General features: G+C 66.3%; 20 protein-coding genes. 12 read left to right on the top strand and 8 right to left on the bottom strand.

Going from position 1 to position 19683, the window contains the following annotated elements:
* Positions 1-56: 56 nt before the first annotated feature.
* A complete protein-coding gene (locus H7J73_RS27790) occupies positions 57-569 on the top strand; it encodes a signal peptidase II (RefSeq protein WP_264071030.1) in 513 nt (170 codons plus the stop codon).
* 231 nt (positions 570-800) lie between these two features.
* Positions 801-1688 carry a DUF732 domain-containing protein gene (locus H7J73_RS27795; protein ID WP_264071031.1) on the top strand — a complete coding sequence of 296 codons (888 nt, stop codon included), beginning with the start codon at positions 801-803 and terminating at the stop codon, positions 1686-1688.
* Between the two features lie 6 nt (positions 1689-1694).
* On the opposite strand, the gene H7J73_RS27800 is transcribed toward H7J73_RS27795, so the two are convergent.
* The 5 genes from H7J73_RS27800 to cysD all read right to left on the bottom strand — a co-directional run bounded on the left by H7J73_RS27800 (position 1695) and on the right by cysD (position 6708).
* Positions 1695-2390, bottom strand: a complete 696-nt coding sequence (locus H7J73_RS27800) for a hypothetical protein (RefSeq protein WP_264071032.1) — start codon at positions 2388-2390, stop codon at positions 1695-1697.
* Between the two features lie 27 nt (positions 2391-2417).
* Complete coding sequence (locus tag H7J73_RS27805) at positions 2418-3011, bottom strand: cysteine hydrolase family protein (protein WP_264071033.1); 594 nt, start codon at positions 3009-3011, stop codon at positions 2418-2420.
* A gap of 183 nt (positions 3012-3194) precedes the next feature.
* Positions 3195-3929, bottom strand: coding sequence for a 3'(2'),5'-bisphosphate nucleotidase CysQ (locus H7J73_RS27810; RefSeq protein ID WP_264071034.1), 735 nt, complete (start codon positions 3927-3929; stop codon positions 3195-3197).
* A complete protein-coding gene (cysN, locus tag H7J73_RS27815) occupies positions 3926-5776 on the bottom strand; it encodes a sulfate adenylyltransferase subunit CysN (protein ID WP_264071035.1) in 1851 nt (616 codons plus the stop codon). The genes H7J73_RS27810 and cysN overlap by 4 nt, the downstream gene beginning before the upstream one ends.
* Positions 5776-6708 (bottom strand): sulfate adenylyltransferase subunit CysD, encoded by a 933-nt coding sequence (gene cysD / locus H7J73_RS27820; RefSeq protein WP_264071036.1) that lies wholly within the window; start codon positions 6706-6708, stop codon positions 5776-5778. The genes cysN and cysD overlap by 1 nt, the downstream gene beginning before the upstream one ends.
* A 176-nt stretch (positions 6709-6884) precedes the next feature.
* Between cysD and H7J73_RS27825 the strand changes: the two genes are divergently transcribed.
* The 3 genes from H7J73_RS27825 to H7J73_RS27835 are packed head-to-tail and all read left to right on the top strand — an operon-like array spanning position 6885 to position 8637.
* Positions 6885-7613, top strand: a complete 729-nt coding sequence (locus H7J73_RS27825; protein WP_264071037.1) for an SDR family NAD(P)-dependent oxidoreductase — start codon at positions 6885-6887, stop codon at positions 7611-7613.
* 5 nt (positions 7614-7618) lie between these two features.
* A complete protein-coding gene (locus H7J73_RS27830) occupies positions 7619-8062 on the top strand; it encodes a nitroreductase family deazaflavin-dependent oxidoreductase (protein WP_264071038.1) in 444 nt (147 codons plus the stop codon).
* Entirely contained in the window at positions 8059-8637 is a 579-nt protein-coding gene (locus tag H7J73_RS27835) for a TetR/AcrR family transcriptional regulator (protein WP_264071039.1), read from the top strand. Before H7J73_RS27830 ends, H7J73_RS27835 begins: the two co-directional genes overlap by 4 nt.
* Here the strand turns inward: H7J73_RS27835 and H7J73_RS27840 are convergent.
* Positions 8618-9109, bottom strand: coding sequence for a beta-class carbonic anhydrase (locus H7J73_RS27840; RefSeq protein ID WP_264071040.1), 492 nt, complete (start codon positions 9107-9109; stop codon positions 8618-8620). The two genes, H7J73_RS27835 and H7J73_RS27840, sit on opposite strands and share 20 nt — an antisense overlap.
* A gap of 158 nt (positions 9110-9267) precedes the next feature.
* Here H7J73_RS27840 and H7J73_RS27845 point away from each other — a divergent pair, with 158 nt between their 5' ends.
* Positions 9268-9621: a hypothetical protein gene (locus H7J73_RS27845; RefSeq protein ID WP_264071041.1), complete on the top strand. Its 354-nt coding sequence runs from the start codon at positions 9268-9270 to the stop codon at positions 9619-9621.
* Positions 9622-9684: 63 nt separating this feature from the next.
* Here the strand turns inward: H7J73_RS27845 and H7J73_RS27850 are convergent, their stop codons facing one another.
* Positions 9685-9951, bottom strand: a complete 267-nt coding sequence (locus H7J73_RS27850; RefSeq protein ID WP_264071042.1) for a hypothetical protein — start codon at positions 9949-9951, stop codon at positions 9685-9687.
* A gap of 227 nt (positions 9952-10178) precedes the next feature.
* On the opposite strand from H7J73_RS27850, the gene H7J73_RS27855 reads away from it, so the two are divergent.
* Genes H7J73_RS27855 through H7J73_RS27870 form a run of 4 tightly spaced genes read left to right on the top strand, consistent with a single transcriptional unit; the run spans position 10179 to position 15623 of the window.
* Entirely contained in the window at positions 10179-11150 is a 972-nt protein-coding gene (locus tag H7J73_RS27855) for an oligopeptide ABC transporter permease OppB (protein ID WP_264071043.1), read from the top strand.
* Entirely contained in the window at positions 11147-12082 is a 936-nt protein-coding gene (locus H7J73_RS27860; protein ID WP_264071044.1) for an oligopeptide ABC transporter permease OppC, read from the top strand. The genes H7J73_RS27855 and H7J73_RS27860 overlap by 4 nt, the downstream gene beginning before the upstream one ends.
* Entirely contained in the window at positions 12079-13923 is a 1845-nt protein-coding gene (locus H7J73_RS27865; protein WP_264071045.1) for an oligopeptide ABC transporter ATP-binding protein OppD, read from the top strand. The genes H7J73_RS27860 and H7J73_RS27865 overlap by 4 nt, the downstream gene beginning before the upstream one ends.
* 11 nt (positions 13924-13934) lie before the next feature.
* A complete protein-coding gene (locus tag H7J73_RS27870) occupies positions 13935-15623 on the top strand; it encodes an oligopeptide ABC transporter substrate-binding protein OppA (protein WP_264071046.1) in 1689 nt (562 codons plus the stop codon).
* A gap of 14 nt (positions 15624-15637) precedes the next feature.
* On the opposite strand, the gene H7J73_RS27875 is transcribed toward H7J73_RS27870, so the two are convergent.
* Positions 15638-16915 carry an alpha/beta hydrolase gene (locus H7J73_RS27875; RefSeq protein ID WP_264071047.1) on the bottom strand — a complete coding sequence of 426 codons (1278 nt, stop codon included), beginning with the start codon at positions 16913-16915 and terminating at the stop codon, positions 15638-15640.
* An 87-nt stretch (positions 16916-17002) separates the two neighbouring features.
* Between H7J73_RS27875 and H7J73_RS27880 the strand changes: the two genes are divergently transcribed.
* Positions 17003-18229 (top strand): acyl-CoA dehydrogenase family protein, encoded by a 1227-nt coding sequence (locus H7J73_RS27880; RefSeq protein WP_264071048.1) that lies wholly within the window; start codon positions 17003-17005, stop codon positions 18227-18229.
* A 69-nt stretch (positions 18230-18298) separates the two neighbouring features.
* Positions 18299-19660 (top strand): LLM class flavin-dependent oxidoreductase, encoded by a 1362-nt coding sequence (locus H7J73_RS27885; RefSeq protein WP_264071049.1) that lies wholly within the window; start codon positions 18299-18301, stop codon positions 19658-19660.
* Positions 19661-19683: the final 23 nt, after the last annotated feature.

Below are 19683 nucleotides of genomic sequence, written 5' to 3' on the forward strand. Positions count from 1 at the left end.
CTGCCGGTCAACTGAATCGGTCCTTGGTGGTCACGTCGATGACCGACCATGCAGCGATGACGACCGAGCAACTGGGCACGTTCGCGCGAGCGAGTGCCGGTGCGGTACGTCCTTCGCGAGTCCGGACGCTCGCAAGGGTCGCCACCGCGGTCTTTCTGCTCGACGTGGGAACCAAGGTCCTAGCCGTCGGGCTGCTGACACCGGGCCATCCGATGCCGCTGCTCGGAGACGCGGTTACCTGCGCGCTCACCCGCAACGCCGGTGCGGCGCTATCGGTGGCGGCCGGCTACACCGCCGCCCTGACCCTCATCGTGTCCGGCATCGCCATCGCCATCGCCTGGATGGGGCGGCGGCTGACCTCGCCGTGGCAGGCGCTCGGCTTCGGGCTGGTGCTCGGGGGCGCCGGCGGGAATCTGGTCGACCGGGTCTTCCGGGCCCCCGGACCGCTGCGGGGACACGTGGTGGATTTCCTGTCGGTCGGCCGACTGCCGGTCTTCAACATCGCCGACGCCGCCGTCATGACCGGTGCGGCATGCCTGATCGCAGTGGTCCTGTTCCGTACCGAATAACTCTCACTCAGGGCGACGGCGCATCCGCCGCCGGGGTCAGACACGCCAAACTCCTTATCGTGTAACTCCTTTCGGGCCGGCACGCAGCGATTGTGCGTCGGTCGATGACGAAACACGAGCGTCGTCCGGCGGGGTGCGGAGCGCGGATGTTGTCTGGCGATCACCGAGAGAATTCCGGTAGACAGGGTCCACAATGGATGCGATGCGCTTCGAACCAGGGGGCCAACGCCGATGACATGCCCGCACTGCGGTTCCGACGTCGGGGACACCGGCGTCTGCTCGCGATGCGGAAATCTGCGTGACACCTTCACCTCCACCGGCTGGCGCCCGGACCCCACCGCACGCCACGAGGGCCGCTACTACATCACCGGCCACCCAACCAGCCGAGTGCGCAGCGGCAGAGCCAAGACCACCGACCCGGTCGGCGGCCGGATGCTGCCCGGGTACATCGACGTGCCGTCACCGGATCGCAACAGCGTCCGCTCGGCCTGGCTCGGCACCGGTGTCGCGACCGTCGTCATCGTCATCGTGACGGCGATGGTGTGGGCACTGCAGCTGCCGGGGCACCGGACGGCGCCCACGCCGGACGAGCACTACCTGTCGTCACTTCACGACTCCGGTTTGACCGACCAGTTCAATTCCGACGCAAACGCGCTCGCGCACGGTAGGCAGGTCTGCCGCCAGCTCGACGACGGGGGCCCGCAGCAGGGGCTGCCAGCGGACAAGATCGCGGTCGATGCTCTGTGCCCGCAGTACTCCGACGGCTTTCATATTCTCGAAACCACCACGGTGTCAGGAATTTTCGTTCTCACCGACACGAAGTCGGACACCTACGTCCACTCGATCTCGTCGGACAGCACATCCTGCCAAGGCGTCGACGGTTATTCGGATATCGGCCGCGACACGCAACTGATAGTCAAGAACGGCAAAGGCGAGGTGCTGACCACCACCACCCTCGGCAACGGCCGCGGCACCGACGTCACCTGCACCTTCTCGTTCACTTTTCCCATCACCGAGGGACAGGACCGCTATGTCGTCTCGGTGAGCCATCGCGGCGAATTCAGTTACACCTTCGAACAACTGCAACGAAACGGAGTCCAGATCCGGCTGGGCAACTGACGCCGGCTAGCCGATCGGAGTGAGCAGGTCACCGGCGAGCAGCATCTGCGGAACCTGCCTGAACGTCCAGCCGTCGCCGTTGCGGGTCAGTACGAACACCATGTCGTAGCGGTTCTCCGGCCACGACGCCGGTGGGGGTGGCGTGACCACACCCAGGCCGGCGATGATCGTCGCGATCTGTTCGTGCCGCCAGGCGACCAGTACCGGCCCGTGCATACCCTTCAGCGTCGCGGACAGCTGTGCAGTCTGTTTCATCGTGTACCGGATATCGACCGGCAGCTTGAGCGAGGCCGCCAGCGGGCTCGCCGTCTCGAAGGAGCGCTTGCTGTCGGCATCGCCGGGATTATGGGCGAAAATTGTTGTCGGCCGCAGGATTCCCGGTCGAGTCGCGATCTGTTCCCCATCCGGTCCGCGCGGGTCGAACAATTCGACAAGGGCACCGGCACGCATCCAGCCGCGCACGATCAGCGATCGAGTATCGCGCTCGCCGCTCTCGGCCACCCCGTACGGTGCACCTTTGGAGAGGGCGTCCTCAGCGTGGCGGATGAACATCAGCACATCGGTATCCGCCGCCGGCGGTGGCGCCAGCGGTGTCGTGGACGCCTGCCGCATCTGCTCCGGTGGACTCCCGCAACCGCTCAGGGCGGCCGCGGCGGCACCAGCCAGAGTCAGCATCGAACGCCGTGCGAGTTCACCGCCCATGACGACCGACCGTACCGCCTCGCCGTCTCAGTCCGGGATTGTCCCGGGGCCCGGCACGACGACGGCGAACAGATCCGACAGCGCGGCCAGGCTGGCGGACTGCAAGGCAGCTGCTGGGACCTCCGCGCCGCTGACGCCAGGCAGCGCACGCGTCGCGGTGGCTGACGCCACCACGGTGGGCGCATACCCGAGGTTGAATGCGCCACGAGCGGTGGAGTTCACGCACATGTGGGTCATGAACCCCGCCAGCACCAGGTTGGTGGCACCGATCGCCTTGAGCTTGTCCTCGAGGTCGGTCTGCACGAACGAATTCGGGTAAGACTTGACCACCACCGGTTCGTCGGCGCGCGGCGCTACCCGTGCCTCGATGGCACCGGTGTGACCGTCGATGTCGTAGAGCGATCCGGGTCCGTCGGAATGCTGGATGTGGATGACCGGGATGCCTGCGGTCCTGGCGCGCTCCAGTAGCGTCGCCGCCTCGTCGAGCGCAGCCTGCACGCCGTCGAGTTCCATCACACCCTCGGTGTAGGTGTTCTGGCAGTCGATGAGGATCAGGGTCGAATCGGCCAGGCTCACCGGCTCCAGGGGCAGACCGGACAGGGCGCGCAATGTCTCAGACATGGGGTCACTCTAATTGCCTTGCTCCTCACCGGTCTCGTACCTCGACCGGATCGGTCGACTCGGCGACCTAATTGCCTCGCTCCTCACCGGTCTCGTACCTCGACCGGATCGGTCGACTCGGCGACCTAATTGCCTTGCTCCTCACCGGTCTCGTACCTCGACCGGATCGGTCGACTCGGCGACCTAATTGCCTCGCGTGACCGCCAGCACCGCCTCCGCCAGTTCGGGCCGGCACACGACCAGATCAGGCAGTTTGGGGTCGGTCTGGTTGTAGATCAGCGGGGTGCCGTCGATACGTGAGGTGAACAGGCCGGCCGCCCGCGCCACCGCCACCGGTGCCGCCGAATCCCACTCGTACTGACCGCCTGCATGGACGTACACATCGGCGCGGCCCTGCACGACAGCAGCCACCTTGGCTCCCGCCGAGCCCATTTCGACCAATGTGCCATCGAGCGCATCGCGCACCTGCAGCGCCACCGCGGGCGGACGGGTGCGGGACACCACCACCCGCGGCGCGCCGTCGAAAGCCGGTGGGTGAGCGACCGTCGGGGTCGCCAGCGTCATCCCCTGCGCCGGCAGCGCCACTGCGCCCGCAACCAGCTCACCGCCCTGCCACAACGCCACATGTACGGCCCAGTCGTCGCGGCCCAGCTCGGAGAACTCCCGCGTGCCGTCGAGCGGGTCGACGATCCAGACCCGCTCGCTGCGCAACCGGACCGGGTCGTCGGTGCCCTCCTCGGACAGCACCGCGTCGCCGGGGCGGGCAGCGCCAAGCGCGGCCATCAGGAATTCGTGGGAACGCTTGTCCCCCGCCGCTTTTCGATCGTCGGCACTCGCCTCTGCCAGCTCGACGCGCACGTTCAGCAGCAGCGCGCCGGCCTCGGTGGCCAACCGTGCTGCGAGTTCATGGTCCGTCACGACTGACTATCCAACAGGTCGATGACCTGTTGCGCCAGCTCATCGGGGGTCCACTCCGGGGTGAGGCGCAGATCCGGATTCTTCGGCCGCTGGTAGGGGCTGTCGATACCAGTGAAGTGGGTGATCTCGCCTGCGCGGGCTTTGGCGTAGAGCCCTTTGGGATCACGTGCCTCACAATCGGACAGCGGGGTATCCATGAAGACCTCGAAGAAGCCGAAGCCCTGGTCGGTATGCACCTTGCGGGCCAACTCGCGGTGTTCGGCGAGTGGGCTGATGGCCGGCACCAGCACGATCTGCCCGGAATCGGCCAGCAATGTGGCCACGTGAGCGAGCCGGCGCAGGTTCTCGGCGCGGTCGTCCATGGAGAAACCGAGGTCAGAGTTGAGTCCGTGCCGCAGGTTGTCCCCGTCGAGAATGTAGGCGGGACGGCCACTTTCGAGCAATTTCTGCTCGACTAGCACCGCGACCGAGGACTTGCCGGAACCGGACAGTCCGGTGAACCACAGCGTGCAGCCGCGGGAGAGCCGGTCCTGCGCGGTAACCAGCGACTGGTGGCGCACCGTGTTGGGGCTCGCGGTACGGTTGGCGGCCGGCGCCGTGTCGCGCACCATGCCCGCCGCGACCGTGCCGTTGGTATCCGGGTCGATCAGGATGAACGATCCGGTGGCGGCGTTGCGCGAGTACTCGTCGAGCAGCAGCGGCTGCTGAGTGCGCAATGTGATGCGTCCAAGTTCGTTGAGCTTCAACGCTGTTGCACTCTTGTCGCGGTGCAGGGTATTGACGTCGAGACGGTAGTCCAGCGACGTCACCCTGGCCCTGGTGGTCTTCGTGGTGTGTTTGATGATGTAGTCGCGCCCCGGCTCCAGCGCTGTCTCATCGGCCATCCAGCACACGGTGGCGTCGAAATCCTGTGTCACGTCGGGCTGATTGTTCGCCCGCGCGATCATGTCGCCGCGGGAGATGTCGATATCGTCGGCCAGACTCACCGAAACCGCCATCGGCGGGAACGCCTCGTCGACCGGACCGTTGGGGCCGTCGATGGTGGTGATGCGACTGGTCTTGCCGGCCGGCAGCACGACGATGTCGTCGCCGGGGCGCATCACCCCGCTGGCCACGGTGCCCGCGTAACTGCGGTGGTCGGCGTGGTCGCGCGTTTGTGGCCGAATGACGTACTGCACGGGAAAGCGGACGTCGATCAGGTTGCGGTCACCGGCGATGTACACCTCTTCGAGGTGCGACAGCAGAGCAGGCCCCTCATACCAGGGGGTGTTGGCCGATTTGGTCACCACGTTGTCGCCTTGCAGTGCCGACATCGGGATCGTCGTGACGTCGTGAATGTCCAAACGTGCTGCGAAAGCGTGGAATTCGTCGCGGATGGCTTCGAAGCGCTGTTGATCCCAGTCGATCAGGTCCATCTTGTTGACGGCCAGCACGATGTGCTGGATGCCGAGCAGCGATGCCAGGAACGCATGCCTGCGCGACTGTTCCAGCAGGCCGTGCCGAGCGTCGACCAGCACGATCGCCAGCTGCGCCGTAGACGTCCCGGTCACCATGTTGCGGGTGTACTGCAGGTGCCCCGGGGTATCGGCGATGATGAACTTGCGCTTGGAGGTTGCGAAATAGCGATAAGCAACGTCGATGGTGATGCCCTGTTCGCGCTCGGAGCGCAGGCCGTCGGTCACCAGAGCCAGGTCGGTGAAGTCGTTGCCGCGCTCGCGCGAGGTGCGCTCGACGGCGGCCAGTTGGTCCTCCATGACGGCTTTCGAGTCATAGAGCAACCGCCCGATGAGCGTGGACTTGCCGTCGTCGACGGAGCCCGCGGTGGCGAGCCTCAACAGTGTTGCCATCAGAAGTAGCCCTCCCGCTTGCGGTCTTCCATCCCGGCTTCGGAAATCCGGTCGTCGGCGCGAGTCGCGCCGCGCTCGGTCAGTCGTGACACCGCGGTCTCGGCGATCACCTCGTCGACGGTCGCGGCCGTGGATTCGACGCAGCCGGTACAGGTGACGTCGCCGACGGTGCGGAACCGCACCGAGGTTTCGAAGACCTCCTCGTCGACGGCAGGCTGCAGGTATTCGTGCACGGCCAGCAGCATCCCGTCGCGCTGGAACACCGGGCGGCGATGCGCGTAGTAGATGCCGGGCAGGGTGATGTTCTCGGCGCCGATGTAGGCCCAGATGTCGTACTCGGTCCAGTTCGACAGGGGAAACACCCGGATGTGTTCACCCTTGTGATGGCGGCCGTTGTAGATGTTCCACAGCTCTGGGCGCTGCGCCTTGGGGTCCCACTGACCGAACTCGTCTCGGAAGCTGAACACCCGCTCCTTGGCGCGGGCCTTCTCCTCGTCGCGTCGCGCCCCGCCGAAGGCCGCGTCGAACTTGTTCTCGCGGATGCCGCGCAGCAGCGTCACCGTCTGCAACGGGTTCCGAGACGGTCCGTTGTCCACTACTCGCCCGGCCGCAATGTCATCCTCGACGCTGGCGACGACAAGACGCACCCCATGCTCGGCGACCAGGCGATCGCGGGTGGCGATCACCTCGTCGAAGTTGTGCCCGGTGTCGACGTGCATCACCGGGAACGGCAGCCGGCCCGGCAGGAACGCCTTGATGGCCAGGTGCAGCATCACGATGGAGTCCTTGCCGCCGGAGAACAGCAGTACGGGCTTCTCGAATTCGGCCGCCACCTCGCGAATGATGTGGATGGCCTCCGCCTCCAGCGAGCGCAGATGACTCAGTTCGTATTGCCCCGCGGCCGGTTGGGCCGACGCGTGCGTGGTGGTCATGAATTCCTCGTAAAGTTGGTAGATCTGACCATATTTACTTTCTTAGCCGAGAATGAAACCAGTCGTCGGCGACGCTGTCAACGTTTTCTCGCGAACGGCCGGAATAGACAGATCGGTCTCATTGTCATACTCTCCGGACTAGACAGACAGGTCTACTCAAATCCAAGGGAGCGATCATGCCGCACAACTCTTCTTCCGGCCCCGTTGCGCTGGTCACCGGTGCCACGTCAGGAATCGGGCGGGCGGTGGCGCTCGACTTGGCCAACGCAGGTTTCACCGTCATCGTGCACGGCCGGGACTCCGAACGCGGCGCTGCGACGGTTGCCGAGATCGAGACCAGCGGAGGACAGGCCCGCTTCATCGCCGCAGATCTGGCGGATGCGGCCGCCGTCACCGAGCTGGCGGAGCAGGCCGGCGACGTCGAGGTGCTGGTGAACAATGGTGGGTTTTCCTGGTTCGGGCCCTCTGCGGAACTCCCGGCAGACACCTTCGCCGAGCTTTTCGACAGCAACGTGCGGGCCGCGTACCAACTCGTGGCAGCGCTCGCACCGGGAATGGCAGCACGCGGGCACGGCAGCATCATCAGCGTGGACAGCATGGCCGGGCGAATCGGTCTGGCCGGAGGTGCCGCATACGGCGCGACCAAGGCCGCACTGACGGCGATGTCGCGGGCGTGGGCTGCCGAGTTCAGCCCGTCCGGCGTTCGGGTCAACACCGTGGCACCCGGGCCGGTCTACACCGGCGCCGACCGGGACCTCATCGAGAACCTGGGGGCCACCACCCTGCTCAGCCGGGCCGCGCAACCCGAGGAGGTCTCGGGCGTCGTCGCATTTCTCGCCTCGGATAAGGCGAGCTACATCACCGGCGCCGTCATCCCCGTCGACGGCGGTCGGACGGCGGTGTGACGGACATGCCCGACTCCTGCCAACCCAGCCCGAGCAAACGAGTGCGAGACCAGGTCACGCTGTACGAGGCCACCGACGGACGCCAAGGCGGCACGCTCGAGGGCCGTCCGGTCGTCATCTTGACCACCACCGGAGCCAAGACCGGGAATGTCAGGAAGAACCCCGTCATGCGGATCAAGGACGGCGACGTCTACGTCGCCGTCGCGTCGAACGCCGGAGCGCAGCACGACCCGGCGTGGTACGCCAATGTCAAAGCCCATCCAGTGATTTCGCTACAAGACGGCGCCATCGTGCGCCGGGTGCGGGCCCGGGAGGTGTTCGGCGAGGAGAAGTCGCGGTGGTGGCTCGTCGCCGAACGCGACTGGCCCCATTTCCCCGAATACCGCGCCAAGGCAGCCGGCCGCGACATCCCTGTCCTGCTACTCGAGCCCGTCGAGGAGGAACGATGAAGACCAAGCCGGCCAGGGAACGGCTGCTCGACGCTGCCAACGATCTGTTCTACCGCGAGGGCGTTCAGACGGTCGGTATCGACCGGGTCATCGAAGAGGCCGGAGTAGCCAAGGCCTCCTTGTACAACACCTTCGGCAGTAAAGAGGCCTTGGTGCGGGCCTACCTCGAAGCCCGGCATGCCGGAACCACCGACCGGCTACTCGCCGCGGTCGAGGGCGAGACCGATCCGCGGGCGCGGCTGCTCGCGGTCTTCGACGCACAGGGAGAACTGTTCGCCCAACCCGGTTTTCGCGGCTGCGCATTCGCCACCGCAAGTGCCGAGGCGCCCGGCGGCGGACTCGTAGAAAAAGCCGCCGACGAGTACCGCGCCGATATCCGCGGGCTGCTGACCCGACTCGCGGAGGAGGCGGGCGCCGCCGACCCCGTGGTCCTGGGCCGTCAGCTGCAACTCATCTACGACGGCGCCGGCCTCGGTGCCCGCATGGACCGCGACCCGTCGACCGCACACGTTGCCCGCGCAGCGGCTGAACAGCTCATCGATGCCGCGATCAGGCCTAGCGCGTCACCTCGCTGAGCAGGCCGGTCGCGACGTCGAAGACGAATCCGCGCAGCGATTCGTGTTTGGTTACGAACGGGCTGGCGTCGATCCGCCGCAACGACTGCCGGACGTCCTCGTCGATGTCGGCGAACGCCTCCGCCGCCCATCCGGGCTTGATGCCGGTCTCGGATTGGATATCGCCTTTGAAAGCGTCGTCGGTGAAAGTGAGCATCCCGCAGTCGGTGTGATGAATGAGGATGATCTCCTTGGTACCGAGCAACCGCTGACTGATCGCCAGCGAGCGGATCTCGTCGTCGGTGACCACTCCCCCGGCATTGCGGATGACGTGAGCCTCACCGCCGCCGAGACCGAGGATGCGGTACACGTCGAGCCGGGCGTCCATACAGGCCACAACTGCCACGTGCTTACTGGGCGGCAGCGGCAGCGGACCGCTGAAGGTGCGGGCGTACTCCGCGTTGTTGGCCAGGTATTCGTCGGTGACGGTCATCGTTCGACGCTAACAACGCCAGCGCGCGAGCCCAGGGCTTAACTCAGCTAGATCGCAATGACGGCAAGACTGACAAGGCCCCGGGGCGTCGATCCCCGAGGCCTTGCAAGTCACGCCGGTGCCGCTATCAGCCCGGTTCGGCCGACGTCGGTGTCGTCGTGATCGACGGGGACGCTTTCGGCGTCGCCGGGGTCGATGGCGGCGTCGTCACGGAAGTCGTCACCGCGGTGCTGGCGACCGGCGCTTCGGGCGCCTCCGAGGCCGGGGACTCCGAAGTGGGGAACGGCACCACCGGCGTCGCCGGGTCCGACACCACCGAATTGCTGGTCTCGGAGTTGACCGCCACTCCCAGCGCGCCCAACGCCACAACTGCGGCACCGCCGATCGCGGCGGCGAAGAGCTTTACCCGGGCCGGGCTGTTGTTGTTGTTGTTCACGTCTGACCACTCCGTTCCGGTCTGCTTCGGGCTGTTTCAGGGGAGCGTCGTTGCACCCCTTCGCGGCCCTGGTTAACCAAAGCGAACAGACACGAAACGTTCAGCGAAAACACAGCCGCCCCGCGCGGCCGGGAGTCGGTTACTTGTAGGCCTTGGCCTTCACCTCAGGTGCAGCCTTCGCCGTGGGCAATACGCTGCCCGGCAACGTCGTGGTGGCAGCCACCTCGGTCACCGTCACACCGCGGGTCATCGGCCCGGACACAATCGACGTGCCAGCGGCCGGCTGACTGCCGACCATCGCGGTGACGATCCCCATCGTCACCAGGCTGCCGCCGCCGATGACCGCGGCCAGCAACTTGGTTGTCCTGCGCCTGCCGTCTCCCACCCTGGAATCTCCCTCAGTCACTCACGCTCTCACCCAGGGGAAATCACCGCGCTTGCATACAGCAAACACCCCCCTGCGGGGAAGTGAATCGTGTCAAGCTTGGGGAAACCTGAAGACATCCGGCCATGGCTCTGTGAATTCGCGTCCCCTCGGCGCCCCGTAGCGGCGCGCCGGGGCATGGCCCTCAGGTCTCCCGCAGGGCACATCTCTTACCCTGTGCGCATGCGGCATGGTCGGAGCACTCGCGGATGACGCGGTTCCTCGCCCGTCGTCTGCTCAACTACGTGGTGCTCTTGGTGCTGGCGTCGTTTCTGACGTTCTGCCTCACCTCGCTGGCATTCAAGCCCCTCGACAGTCTCGAACAGCGCAACCCGCGACCGCCGTCGGCGGTCATCGCCGCCAAGGCCGCCGAACTCGACCTCGACAAGCCGATTCCACTGCGTTACCTGCACTGGGCAGCCAACGCGGCGCAGGGGAACTTCGGCACGACGGTGACCGGACACCCCGTCGGGGAAGAACTCGGCCGCCGGATCGGCGTCAGCCTGCGACTGGTGATCCTCGGGTCGTTGTTCGGCACGGTGATCGGCGTACTGGTGGGCGCTTGGAGCGCCGTGCGGCAGTACCGGCTCTCGGACCGGGTGGTCACCGCGGCGTCGCTGCTGGTACTGGCGACCCCCACCTTCGTGATCGCGAACCTGCTGTCCCTGATCGCGGTGCAGGTGAACTCCAACTTCGGGATCCAACTGTCCTACACCGGCGAGACGTCACCCGACGTCGTCGGGCTGTGGAACCAGATCGCGGACCGACTGATGCATCTTCTGCTGCCGACCTTGGCGCTGTCGCTCGGCTCGATCGCCGGGTATAGCCGCTATCAGCGCAACGCGATGCTCGACGTGCTCGGGCAGGACTTCATCCGGACCGCCCGCGCCAAGGGGCTGACCCGACGTCAGGCGTTGTTCAAACACGGTCTGCGCACCGCACTGATCCCGATGGCCACGCTGTTCGCCTACAGCGTCGGCGGTCTCGTCGTCGGCGCCGTCTTCGTCGAGAAGATCTTCGGCTGGCACGGCATGGGTGAATGGCTGATCCAGGGCATCAGTACCCAAGACACCAACATCATCGCGGCCATCACGGTGTTCGCGGGCGGGGTCATCCTGTTGTCCGGGTTGCTCTCCGACGTGGTCTATGCGGCGCTGGATCCGCGAGTGCGGGTGTCATGAGCGAACCGGTGACCAGCGAATCGTCGACATCGGCCAAGGCCGGGGTCGATCCCCCCCTGTTCGCGTCGCGCCGCACCCTGGTGTGGCGCCGGTTCCTGCGCAACCGGCCCGCCGCGGTGGCTCTGGTCCTGCTCGCGCTGATGTTCGTGGGCTGTTACGCGTTACCCCCGCTGCTGCCGTGGTCCTACACCGACCTCGATTTCTATTCGCTGCAACAACCGCCAACCAGCAGCCACTGGTTCGGCACCAACGCACTGGGCCAGGACCTGCTCGCCCAGACGCTGCGCGGAATGCAGAAGTCGATGCTGATCGGCGTCTGCGTGGCGGTGATCTCGACGGCCATCGCGGCCGCGGTGGGCTCGGTGGCGGGCTATTTCGGCGGCTGGCGGGATCGGACATTGATGTGGTTCGTCGACCTGCTCCTGGTGGTTCCGAGTTTTATCCTGATCGCGATCGTGACGCCTCGGATCCACCAGGGCGGCGGCGTGGTGGCGCTGATCGTGCTGCTCTCGGTATTCGGCTGGATGATCAGTTCGCGGATGGTGCGCGGGATGACGATCAGCCTCCGCGAACGCGAATTCGTCCAGGCCGCAAGATATATGGGGGTGTCGAACTGGCGGATCATCGTCCGGCACATCCTGCCGAACGTGGCGTCCATCCTGATCATCGACACCGCGCTCAACGTCGGCGTGGCCATCTTGGCCGAAACCGGGCTGAGTTTCCTGGGTTTCGGCATTCAGCCGCCTGACGTATCTCTGGGCACCCTGATCGCTGACGGCACCAGATCGGCGACGACGTTTCCGTGGGTGTTTCTTTTCCCCGCCGGTGTGCTGGTGCTGATCATCATGTGCGCCAACCTGATCGGCGACGGCCTGCGCGATGCAGTCGACCCCGGCGCAGGTAACCTCCGTCGTCGGAAGCGCAAGCGGTGAGCGCGCTGCTCGAGGTCACCGACCTCGCCGTCACCTTCCCCACCGATAACGCGCCGGTAACCGCCGTGCGCGGCCTGAGCTTCCACGTCGACCCCGGTGAAGTGGTCGCCGTCGTGGGCGAATCCGGTTCGGGTAAGTCCGCCACCGCGATGGCACTGATCGGCCTGCTGCCCGACTATGCCGAAGTGTCCGGCTCAGTGCGACTGCGCGGTGACGAACTGATCGGGATGGACGACGGGCCGATGTCACAGGTGCGGGGCAAGGCGATCGGCACGGTGTTCCAGGACCCGATGTCGGCGCTGACCCCGGTGTACACCGTCGGTGACCAGATCGCCGAGGCGATCACCGTCCACCAGCCTCGATCTGATCGGGCCGCGGCTCAACGGCGGGCGATCGAGCTGCTCGAACTGGTCGGGATCCGCCAGCCCGAACGGCGCGCGAAGGCGTTCCCGCACGAACTGTCCGGCGGTGAACGCCAGCGGGTGGTGATCGCGATCGCGATCGCGAACAACCCGGACCTGTTGATCTGCGACGAGCCGACCACCGCCCTCGACGTCACCGTCCAGGCCCAGATCCTCGACGTCCTCAAGACGGCGCGGGATGTCACCGGCGCGGGCGTGCTGATCATCACCCACGATCTCGGTGTGGTCGCCGAATTCGCCGACCGCGCCATGGTCATGTACGCCGGGCGTGCGGTCGAAGAGGCCTCGGTCGGCGCCCTGTACCGGGACCGCCGGATGCCCTACACCGTCGGCCTGCTGGGCTCGGTCCCCCGACTCGACGCCCGCCAGGGGCAGCGACTGGTCCCGATCCCGGGTGCTCCGCCCTCGCTGGCCGGCCTCGACCCCGGCTGCCCGTTCGCCCCACGCTGCCCACTCGTCGTCGACGAATGCCGCACGACGGAACCGGACCTGCTGCCGGTCGGCGATGCGACGGCCGGACCGCACAACGCGGCCTGCATCCGTACCGACGAGGTCACCGGGCGCAGTGCCGACGAGATCTTCGGCGTCCCTGCGGCCCCTGCCTCCGCTGAGGCGCAGCCGTCGGGTGATGTGGTCCTTCGGGTACGTGACCTCGTCAAGACCTACCGGCTGACCAAGGGAGTGGTGTTCCGCCGCACCATCGGCGAGGTCCGCGCGGTCGACGGCATCACCTTCGAACTGCCCAGGGGCCGCACCCTGGGCATCGTCGGGGAATCGGGGTCGGGGAAATCGACCACGCTGCACCAGATCCTGGAGTTGAACGCTCCCCAGTCCGGCTCGATCGAGGTGCTCGGCAACGACGTCGCGGGTCTGGACAGCGCTGCCCGGCGGGCGCTGCGGCGCGATCTCCAGGTGGTCTTCCAGGATCCGGTGGCATCCCTGGATCCACGCCTACCGGTGTCGGAAGTGCTGGCAGAGCCGTTGCACGCCAACGGCTTCGACAAGGCCGCCAGCCAATCGAGGGTGGCCGAGCTGCTCGACATCGTCGGGCTGCGCCACAGCGATGCCAGCCGCTATCCGGCCGAGTTCTCCGGCGGCCAGAAACAGCGGATCGGGATCGCGCGGGCGCTGGCGCTACAGCCGAAGATCCTGGCTCTCGACGAGCCGGTGTCCGCTCTGGACGTGTCGATTCAGGCCGGCATCCTCAATCTGCTGCTGGATCTGCAACAGCGCTTCGGCCTGTCGTATCTGTTCGTCTCTCATGACCTCTCGGTGGTCAAACACCTCGCGCACCGGGTGGCTGTGATGCACAAAGGCGTCATCGTCGAACAGGGTGAGGCGGACGCCGTGTTCAGCCACCCACAACACGAGTACACCAAGACGTTGCTCGCCGCAGTACCGCAGCCAACCCCCCGGTAGGGTCGATGCGCATGTCGCTTTCCACGACGCTCAGCCGCTGCGCTGCGCTGGTCTTTACCGCCGCACTGATCCTGTCTGGCTGCTCAGCCGGCCCCAGTCAGCCTCCGCCGGCGGGCGGAAACGCAGAGCTCGGCAGCACCAGCGATATCAACCCGCAGGATGTCGCGGCACTGCGCCAGGGCGGCACGCTGCGGCTGTCGCTGCCGTCGCTGCCGGCCAACTTCAATGTCCTCAACGTCGACGGTAACGACGCCTCCACCGGCGCGATCATGCGTTGGACGATGCCGCGGGCGTTCCGCGTCGCACCCGACGGCAGCACCACGGTCAACACCGACTACTTCACCAATATCGAGCTGACCAGCGAGAACCCGCAGGTGGTGACCTACACCATCAACCCCAAGGCGGTCTGGACGGACGGCACGCCGATCACCTGGGAGGACATCGCCTCCGAAACCAGCGCCACCAACGGTAAGGACCCGCGGTACCTGATCGCCAGTGCATCCGGCAGCGAGCGGGTCGCCTCGGTGATCCGCGGCGTCGACGACCGTCAGGCCGTCATGACATTCGCCAAGCCCTATGCCGACTGGAAAGGCATGTTCGCGGGCAACGGAATGCTGTTACCGAAGAAGATGACCGAGAACCCGGACGTCTTCAACAAGGGCTGGCTGACAACGCCCGGCCCGTCCGCGAGTCCGTTCATGGTCAGTAATGTCGACCGGACCGCGCAACGGATCACGTTGACTCGCAACCCGAAATGGTGGGGTACGCCACCGCTGCTGGATTCGGTCACCTATCTGGTGCTCGATGATGCCGCCCTGATACCCGCCCTGCAGAACAACACGATCGACGCCGCCGGACTGGGTTCGCTGGCCGACCTGACCACCGCCAGGAACACGGCGGGGATCTCCATCCGGCGCGCGCCGTCACCGAGCTGGTACCACTTCACCTTCAACGGCGCCCCCGGTTCGATCCTGGCCGACAAGGCGCTGCGCTTGGCCGTCGCCAAGGGCATCGACCGCCAAGCCATCGCCGACGTGACCCAGCGCGGCCTGGTCGACACCCCCGCGCCGCTGAACAACCACGTCTACGTCGCCGGGCAGAAGGGCTACCAGGACAACAGCGCAGTGGTTGCCTACGACCCGGAAAAGGCCAAAGCGGAACTCGACGCGCTGGGCTGGAAGATGAACGGGCAGTTCCGCGAGAAGGACGGTAAGCAACTGATTGTCCGTGACGTGCTCTACGACGCGGAGAGCACCAAGCAGATCGCCCAGATCGCGCAGAACAGCCTGGCCCAGATCGGGGTCAACATGCAGATCGACCCCAAGCCCGGTGACGGCTTCTTCACCAACTGGATTATCGTCGGCAACTTCGATATCGCCCAGTTCGGCTGGGGCGGAGACGCTTTCGCCCTCGGCAATCTGACGCAGACCTATGTCACCGGCGCCGAGAGCAACTTCGGCAAGATCAGCAGCCCGGAGATCGACGCGAAAGTCGAGCAAACCCTCAACGAGCTCGATCCCGATAAGGCGCGCACGCTGGCCAACGAGGTCGACAAGCTGATCTGGGCCGAGGGGTTCAGTCTGCCGCTGTTCCAGTCGCCGGGCAACATGGCGGTCCGCAGCGCCTTGGCCAACTTCGGACCGGCCGGCCTCGGCGACATCGACTATGCGAAGGTCGGGTTCATGAAGTCGGGTTCATGAAGTAGCCCACCCGATCAGGCCGTCGGTGCAGAGCGGCCCGGCAACCCCGGCAGGTCGGCCAGGCTCTTCGGCACCGCCCCCTCGATGGCAGCGGCCGCCGCGACCGCCGACACCAGCAGCCGCACGGCGGGGTTACCGGGCAGCGCGTCGAGTTCGTCACCGCGAGCAGGTAGCTCGGCAGTCTCGCCCTGGGTCACCGCTTTCGCGATCTCCATCGCCGCGCGCTCGCGGGTGTCCAGCGCGCTGTGCCCGGCCGTCGGCAACCGCACCAGGGCAGCATCGGGAATCAACGACGCAACCCGCTCAGCCACCGCAGGCGGGGTGGTCAGATCTCGGCCCCCGGAGATCACCGCGGTCGACCAGTCGAAGCGCGGCATCTCGGCGACCAGGTCATACGGCTCAGCCTCGAAAGCCGGTGTCGGCCCGGCGATTTGCTGAGCCATCTCCTGCAGCACCTCGGACGGGTCGAGCGGCAGGCCGTCAGGTTCGCCCACGTAATCCAACTCCCGGAAAGCGATCCGGCCGACCAGATCGACCTCGTTGCGGTACGGCGCCTTTCGCAAAGTGAGCTTGCCGATCTGGTCGATGGCCCGCCAGAGCAGAGTGCGTCCGCTGAGTAACAGATCGAGCTGCCGGTCCAACAACTCGGCACCACCGAACCCGTAGATGACGGTGGCGATCTGGCCCGCCGCCGGTGTCATCACTCCGTCGTCGACGAGCCGGCGCACCTTGGCAGCCAGATCCGAGGTGTCGGAATCGGCTCCGTCCAACAGCACACCGCGGACCGCCGCCCGGACCGCCTCGATATCAGAGGCCGACAGCACGGGCGAGTCCAGCACCATCGCGTGCACCCGATCGCGGTGGCGCACGCCCAGCCCGGCCGCGATATAGGTGCCGTACGACGTGCCGTAGGGGATCGCCGTGGCGACGCCGGCGTCATCGAGCACGGCAGCGACGTCGTCGACGACCTGGCCAACGGTCATCGACTCCGGCGGCAGGTCAGCCCCGGAATCATCGTGGCGGGACATGCCAACCCCACGGTGCTCCATCATGATGACGTCGAGGCCCCGAGCCGCGGCGCGGCGCCGGAAACCCTTGTAGAGCTGTATTGACGCCACGCCGGGGCCGCCGGGGATAATCACCAGCGGATGTTCCGACTGCGGGCCGGAGCGCACATAGAACAGGTCAAACCGCTCGTCGCTGTCCGGCGCCACCGGCCTGCGGACCGATCGCACACCGGGTAGGGCGGCGAGCTTGTCGTGCACGCGCCTGCGCCTGGCATTGAGAGTCATCACCCCCATTGTGCCTGGTGACCGAGTCTTAGGTTCGGCGTGATCCAAAGCCGTGCCCCGTTGTAGCGTCGTCGGTAGAACGAATCAATGACCCAAACATCTGCCATCGAGCTACGGCTACCCGGCACTGAAGCCTTCGATTCGCTGCTCACCGAAATCGCCGCGGGCGCTCGAGACCGAGACCTCAACGACGAGAACCCTTTCGAACAGGTCGGAGCACTCAAACGCGCCGGCTTCGGCACGTTGCGGTTGCCTGCCGAGTTCGGCGGCCCAGGATACTCAGTGCGACAGCTCTTTTCGGCCGTCATCGACGTCGCCCGTGCGGATCCCATAGTGGCGCATATCTTCCGGACGCATTTCTGGTTCACCGAGGAGCGTCTGCGGGCACTCAAAGCCAATCCGGCCGACGCGGTCTCACAGCGGTGGCTGAACGCGGTCGCGGCGGGCAACCTGTTCGCCAACGCGTTCAGCGAGAAGGGCGCCCTGGCGGTCGGCAGTCTGGTCTTCAACACCCGCCTGCTGCCCGCCGAAGGCGGGGGCCACCGGCTCGACGGTGAGAAGTTCTACAGCACCGGCACGCTGTTCTCCGATTACCTCACCGTCGCCACGACCACCGACCACGATTCGGTGGCATCGGTGCTGATCCCGGCTGATCGAGAAGGTGTGCGCATCATCGACGACTGGGACGGTTTCGGCCAGCGTCGCACCGGGACCGGCACCACGGTGTTCACGAACGTCGAGGTGTCGGCGGACGAGGTGCTCGCCGACTCTCCCTACGACGCCCAGCCGTCCCCGACGGTGCAGTACGCGTCGCTGCAGCTCTATATCCACGCGGTGGTCGCCGGCGTGCTGGAGTCGGTGGTCGATGACGGCGTCGCGCTGCTGCGGTCCCGGACCCGCAGCTTCAGCCACGCCCTGACCGAGAGCCCGGTCGACGATCCGCTCTATCAGAAACTGCTCGGCGAGCTCGCCAGCACCGCGTACGTCGCCAGGGCGGCGGTCCTCGATGCGGCCGAGGCGATCGGTGCCGCGACGGACTCCGAACGCGACGGTGTGCCCGATGCCCGGCTGGCGGAACAGGCTCAGCTGAAGGTGTCCAAGGTCAAGGTGCACCTCGACGCAGTCGCGCCGGAAGCCGCGACCCGGCTGCTCGAGCTCGGCGGTGCCAGCGCGTCGAGCCGCCAACGCAACCTTGACCGGCACTGGCGCAACATCCGCACCATCACGCTGCACAACCCCGTCGCGTACAAGGCGCGGGCGATCGGCGACAACCTGCTGCACGACACTCCCCTGCCCGCCAACGCCTACTTCTGACCCTGTGATTTCGGCGTGCCCGTAACCGCTGAGCGCTACTGAGCACGCCGAAATCGCAGAAAGGACACCATGACTCGGCAACTGCATCTCGGTGGTTTCCAGATCGCCTCCCAGGTAACCCACTCCCACGCCGCGTGGCGGCACCCCGCCAGCGACCCGGCGTTCCTCACCCCGGAGTACTACCACCGGATCGGCCGCATCCTCGAGCGGGGCAAGTTCGACTTCCTGTTCTTCGCCGACCTTCTTGCCGCACCGGTCCGGTACGGCGACGGGATCGCCGAACCGCTGCGCCGCGGTACGCAGGCCACCGCGACGCTGGACCCATCGATCGTCGCGGCCAGCATCGCCGCGGTCACCATCCACCTTGGGGTGGCGATCACCAAGTCCGCCACCTTCTTTCACCCCTACGAACTGGCCAGGATCTTCTCCAGCCTGGATCACATCACCAAGGGCAGGGTGGCCTGGAACATCGTCACCTCGCTGACCCAGGGGGAAGCGCAGAACTTCGGGCACGACGACCACCTGGCGCACGAGTTCCGCTACGAGCGGGCCGACGAATTCGTCCGCACCGCACTGGAACTGTGGTCCAGCTGGGAACCCGACGCCCTTGTGCTGGACAAGGAAAGCGGCGTGTTCGCCGATCCGACCCGGATCCGTCACATCAACCATGACGGGGAGTACTTCCGGTCGAAGGGACCGCTCAACGTGCCCCATTCCCCGCAGGGCAGGCCGGTCCTGATCCAGGCCGGATCATCGGAGACGGGCCGGGATTTCGCGGCGCGCTGGGCGGAGGCGATCTTCGAGATCGAGCCGACACCCGAGGGTCGCCGCGCCTACTACGACGACATCAAGTCACGTGCCGTGAACTACGGGCGCAACCCGGATCAGGTGTTGATCTTCCCGGCGTTCATTCCCTTCATCGGCGAGACCGAATCGATCGCGCGGGAGAAGCAGGCGTTCCACAACGAGCTGGCCGACCCGATCTCCGGGTTGATCACCCTCAGCGTGCACACCGATCACGATTTCTCCGGTTACGACCTCGACGCACCCGTCGAGGAGGTGCAGGTAAGCGGTACGCAGGGCCTGTTCGATACGGTGCGCCGAGTCGCCAACCGCGACAACCTGACACTTCGCGATGTCGGCAAGTGGTACGCCCAAGGCGTGCTGCTGCCCCAGTTCGTCGGCACCGCAAGGCAGGTGGCGGATCAGATCGAAGAATCGTTCCTGGCACAGGAGGCCGACGGCTTCATGGTGTCGTCGGCGTCCACGCCGGGCACCTTCAACGATTTCGTCGATGCAGTGGTGCCGGAGCTCCAGCGGCGTGGCCTGTTCCGCACCGAGTACACCGGGACCACTCTGCGGGATCACCTGGGCTTGTCGCCGGCGACGTTCACCGCACCGCACCGCGCGCAGGTGTCAAACACAGCGTGATGGGAGGGGTCTTAGCAGCGGTC

Source organism: Mycolicibacterium komossense (assembly GCF_025822605.1).
GTDB lineage: Bacteria > Actinomycetota > Actinomycetes > Mycobacteriales > Mycobacteriaceae > Mycobacterium > Mycobacterium komossense.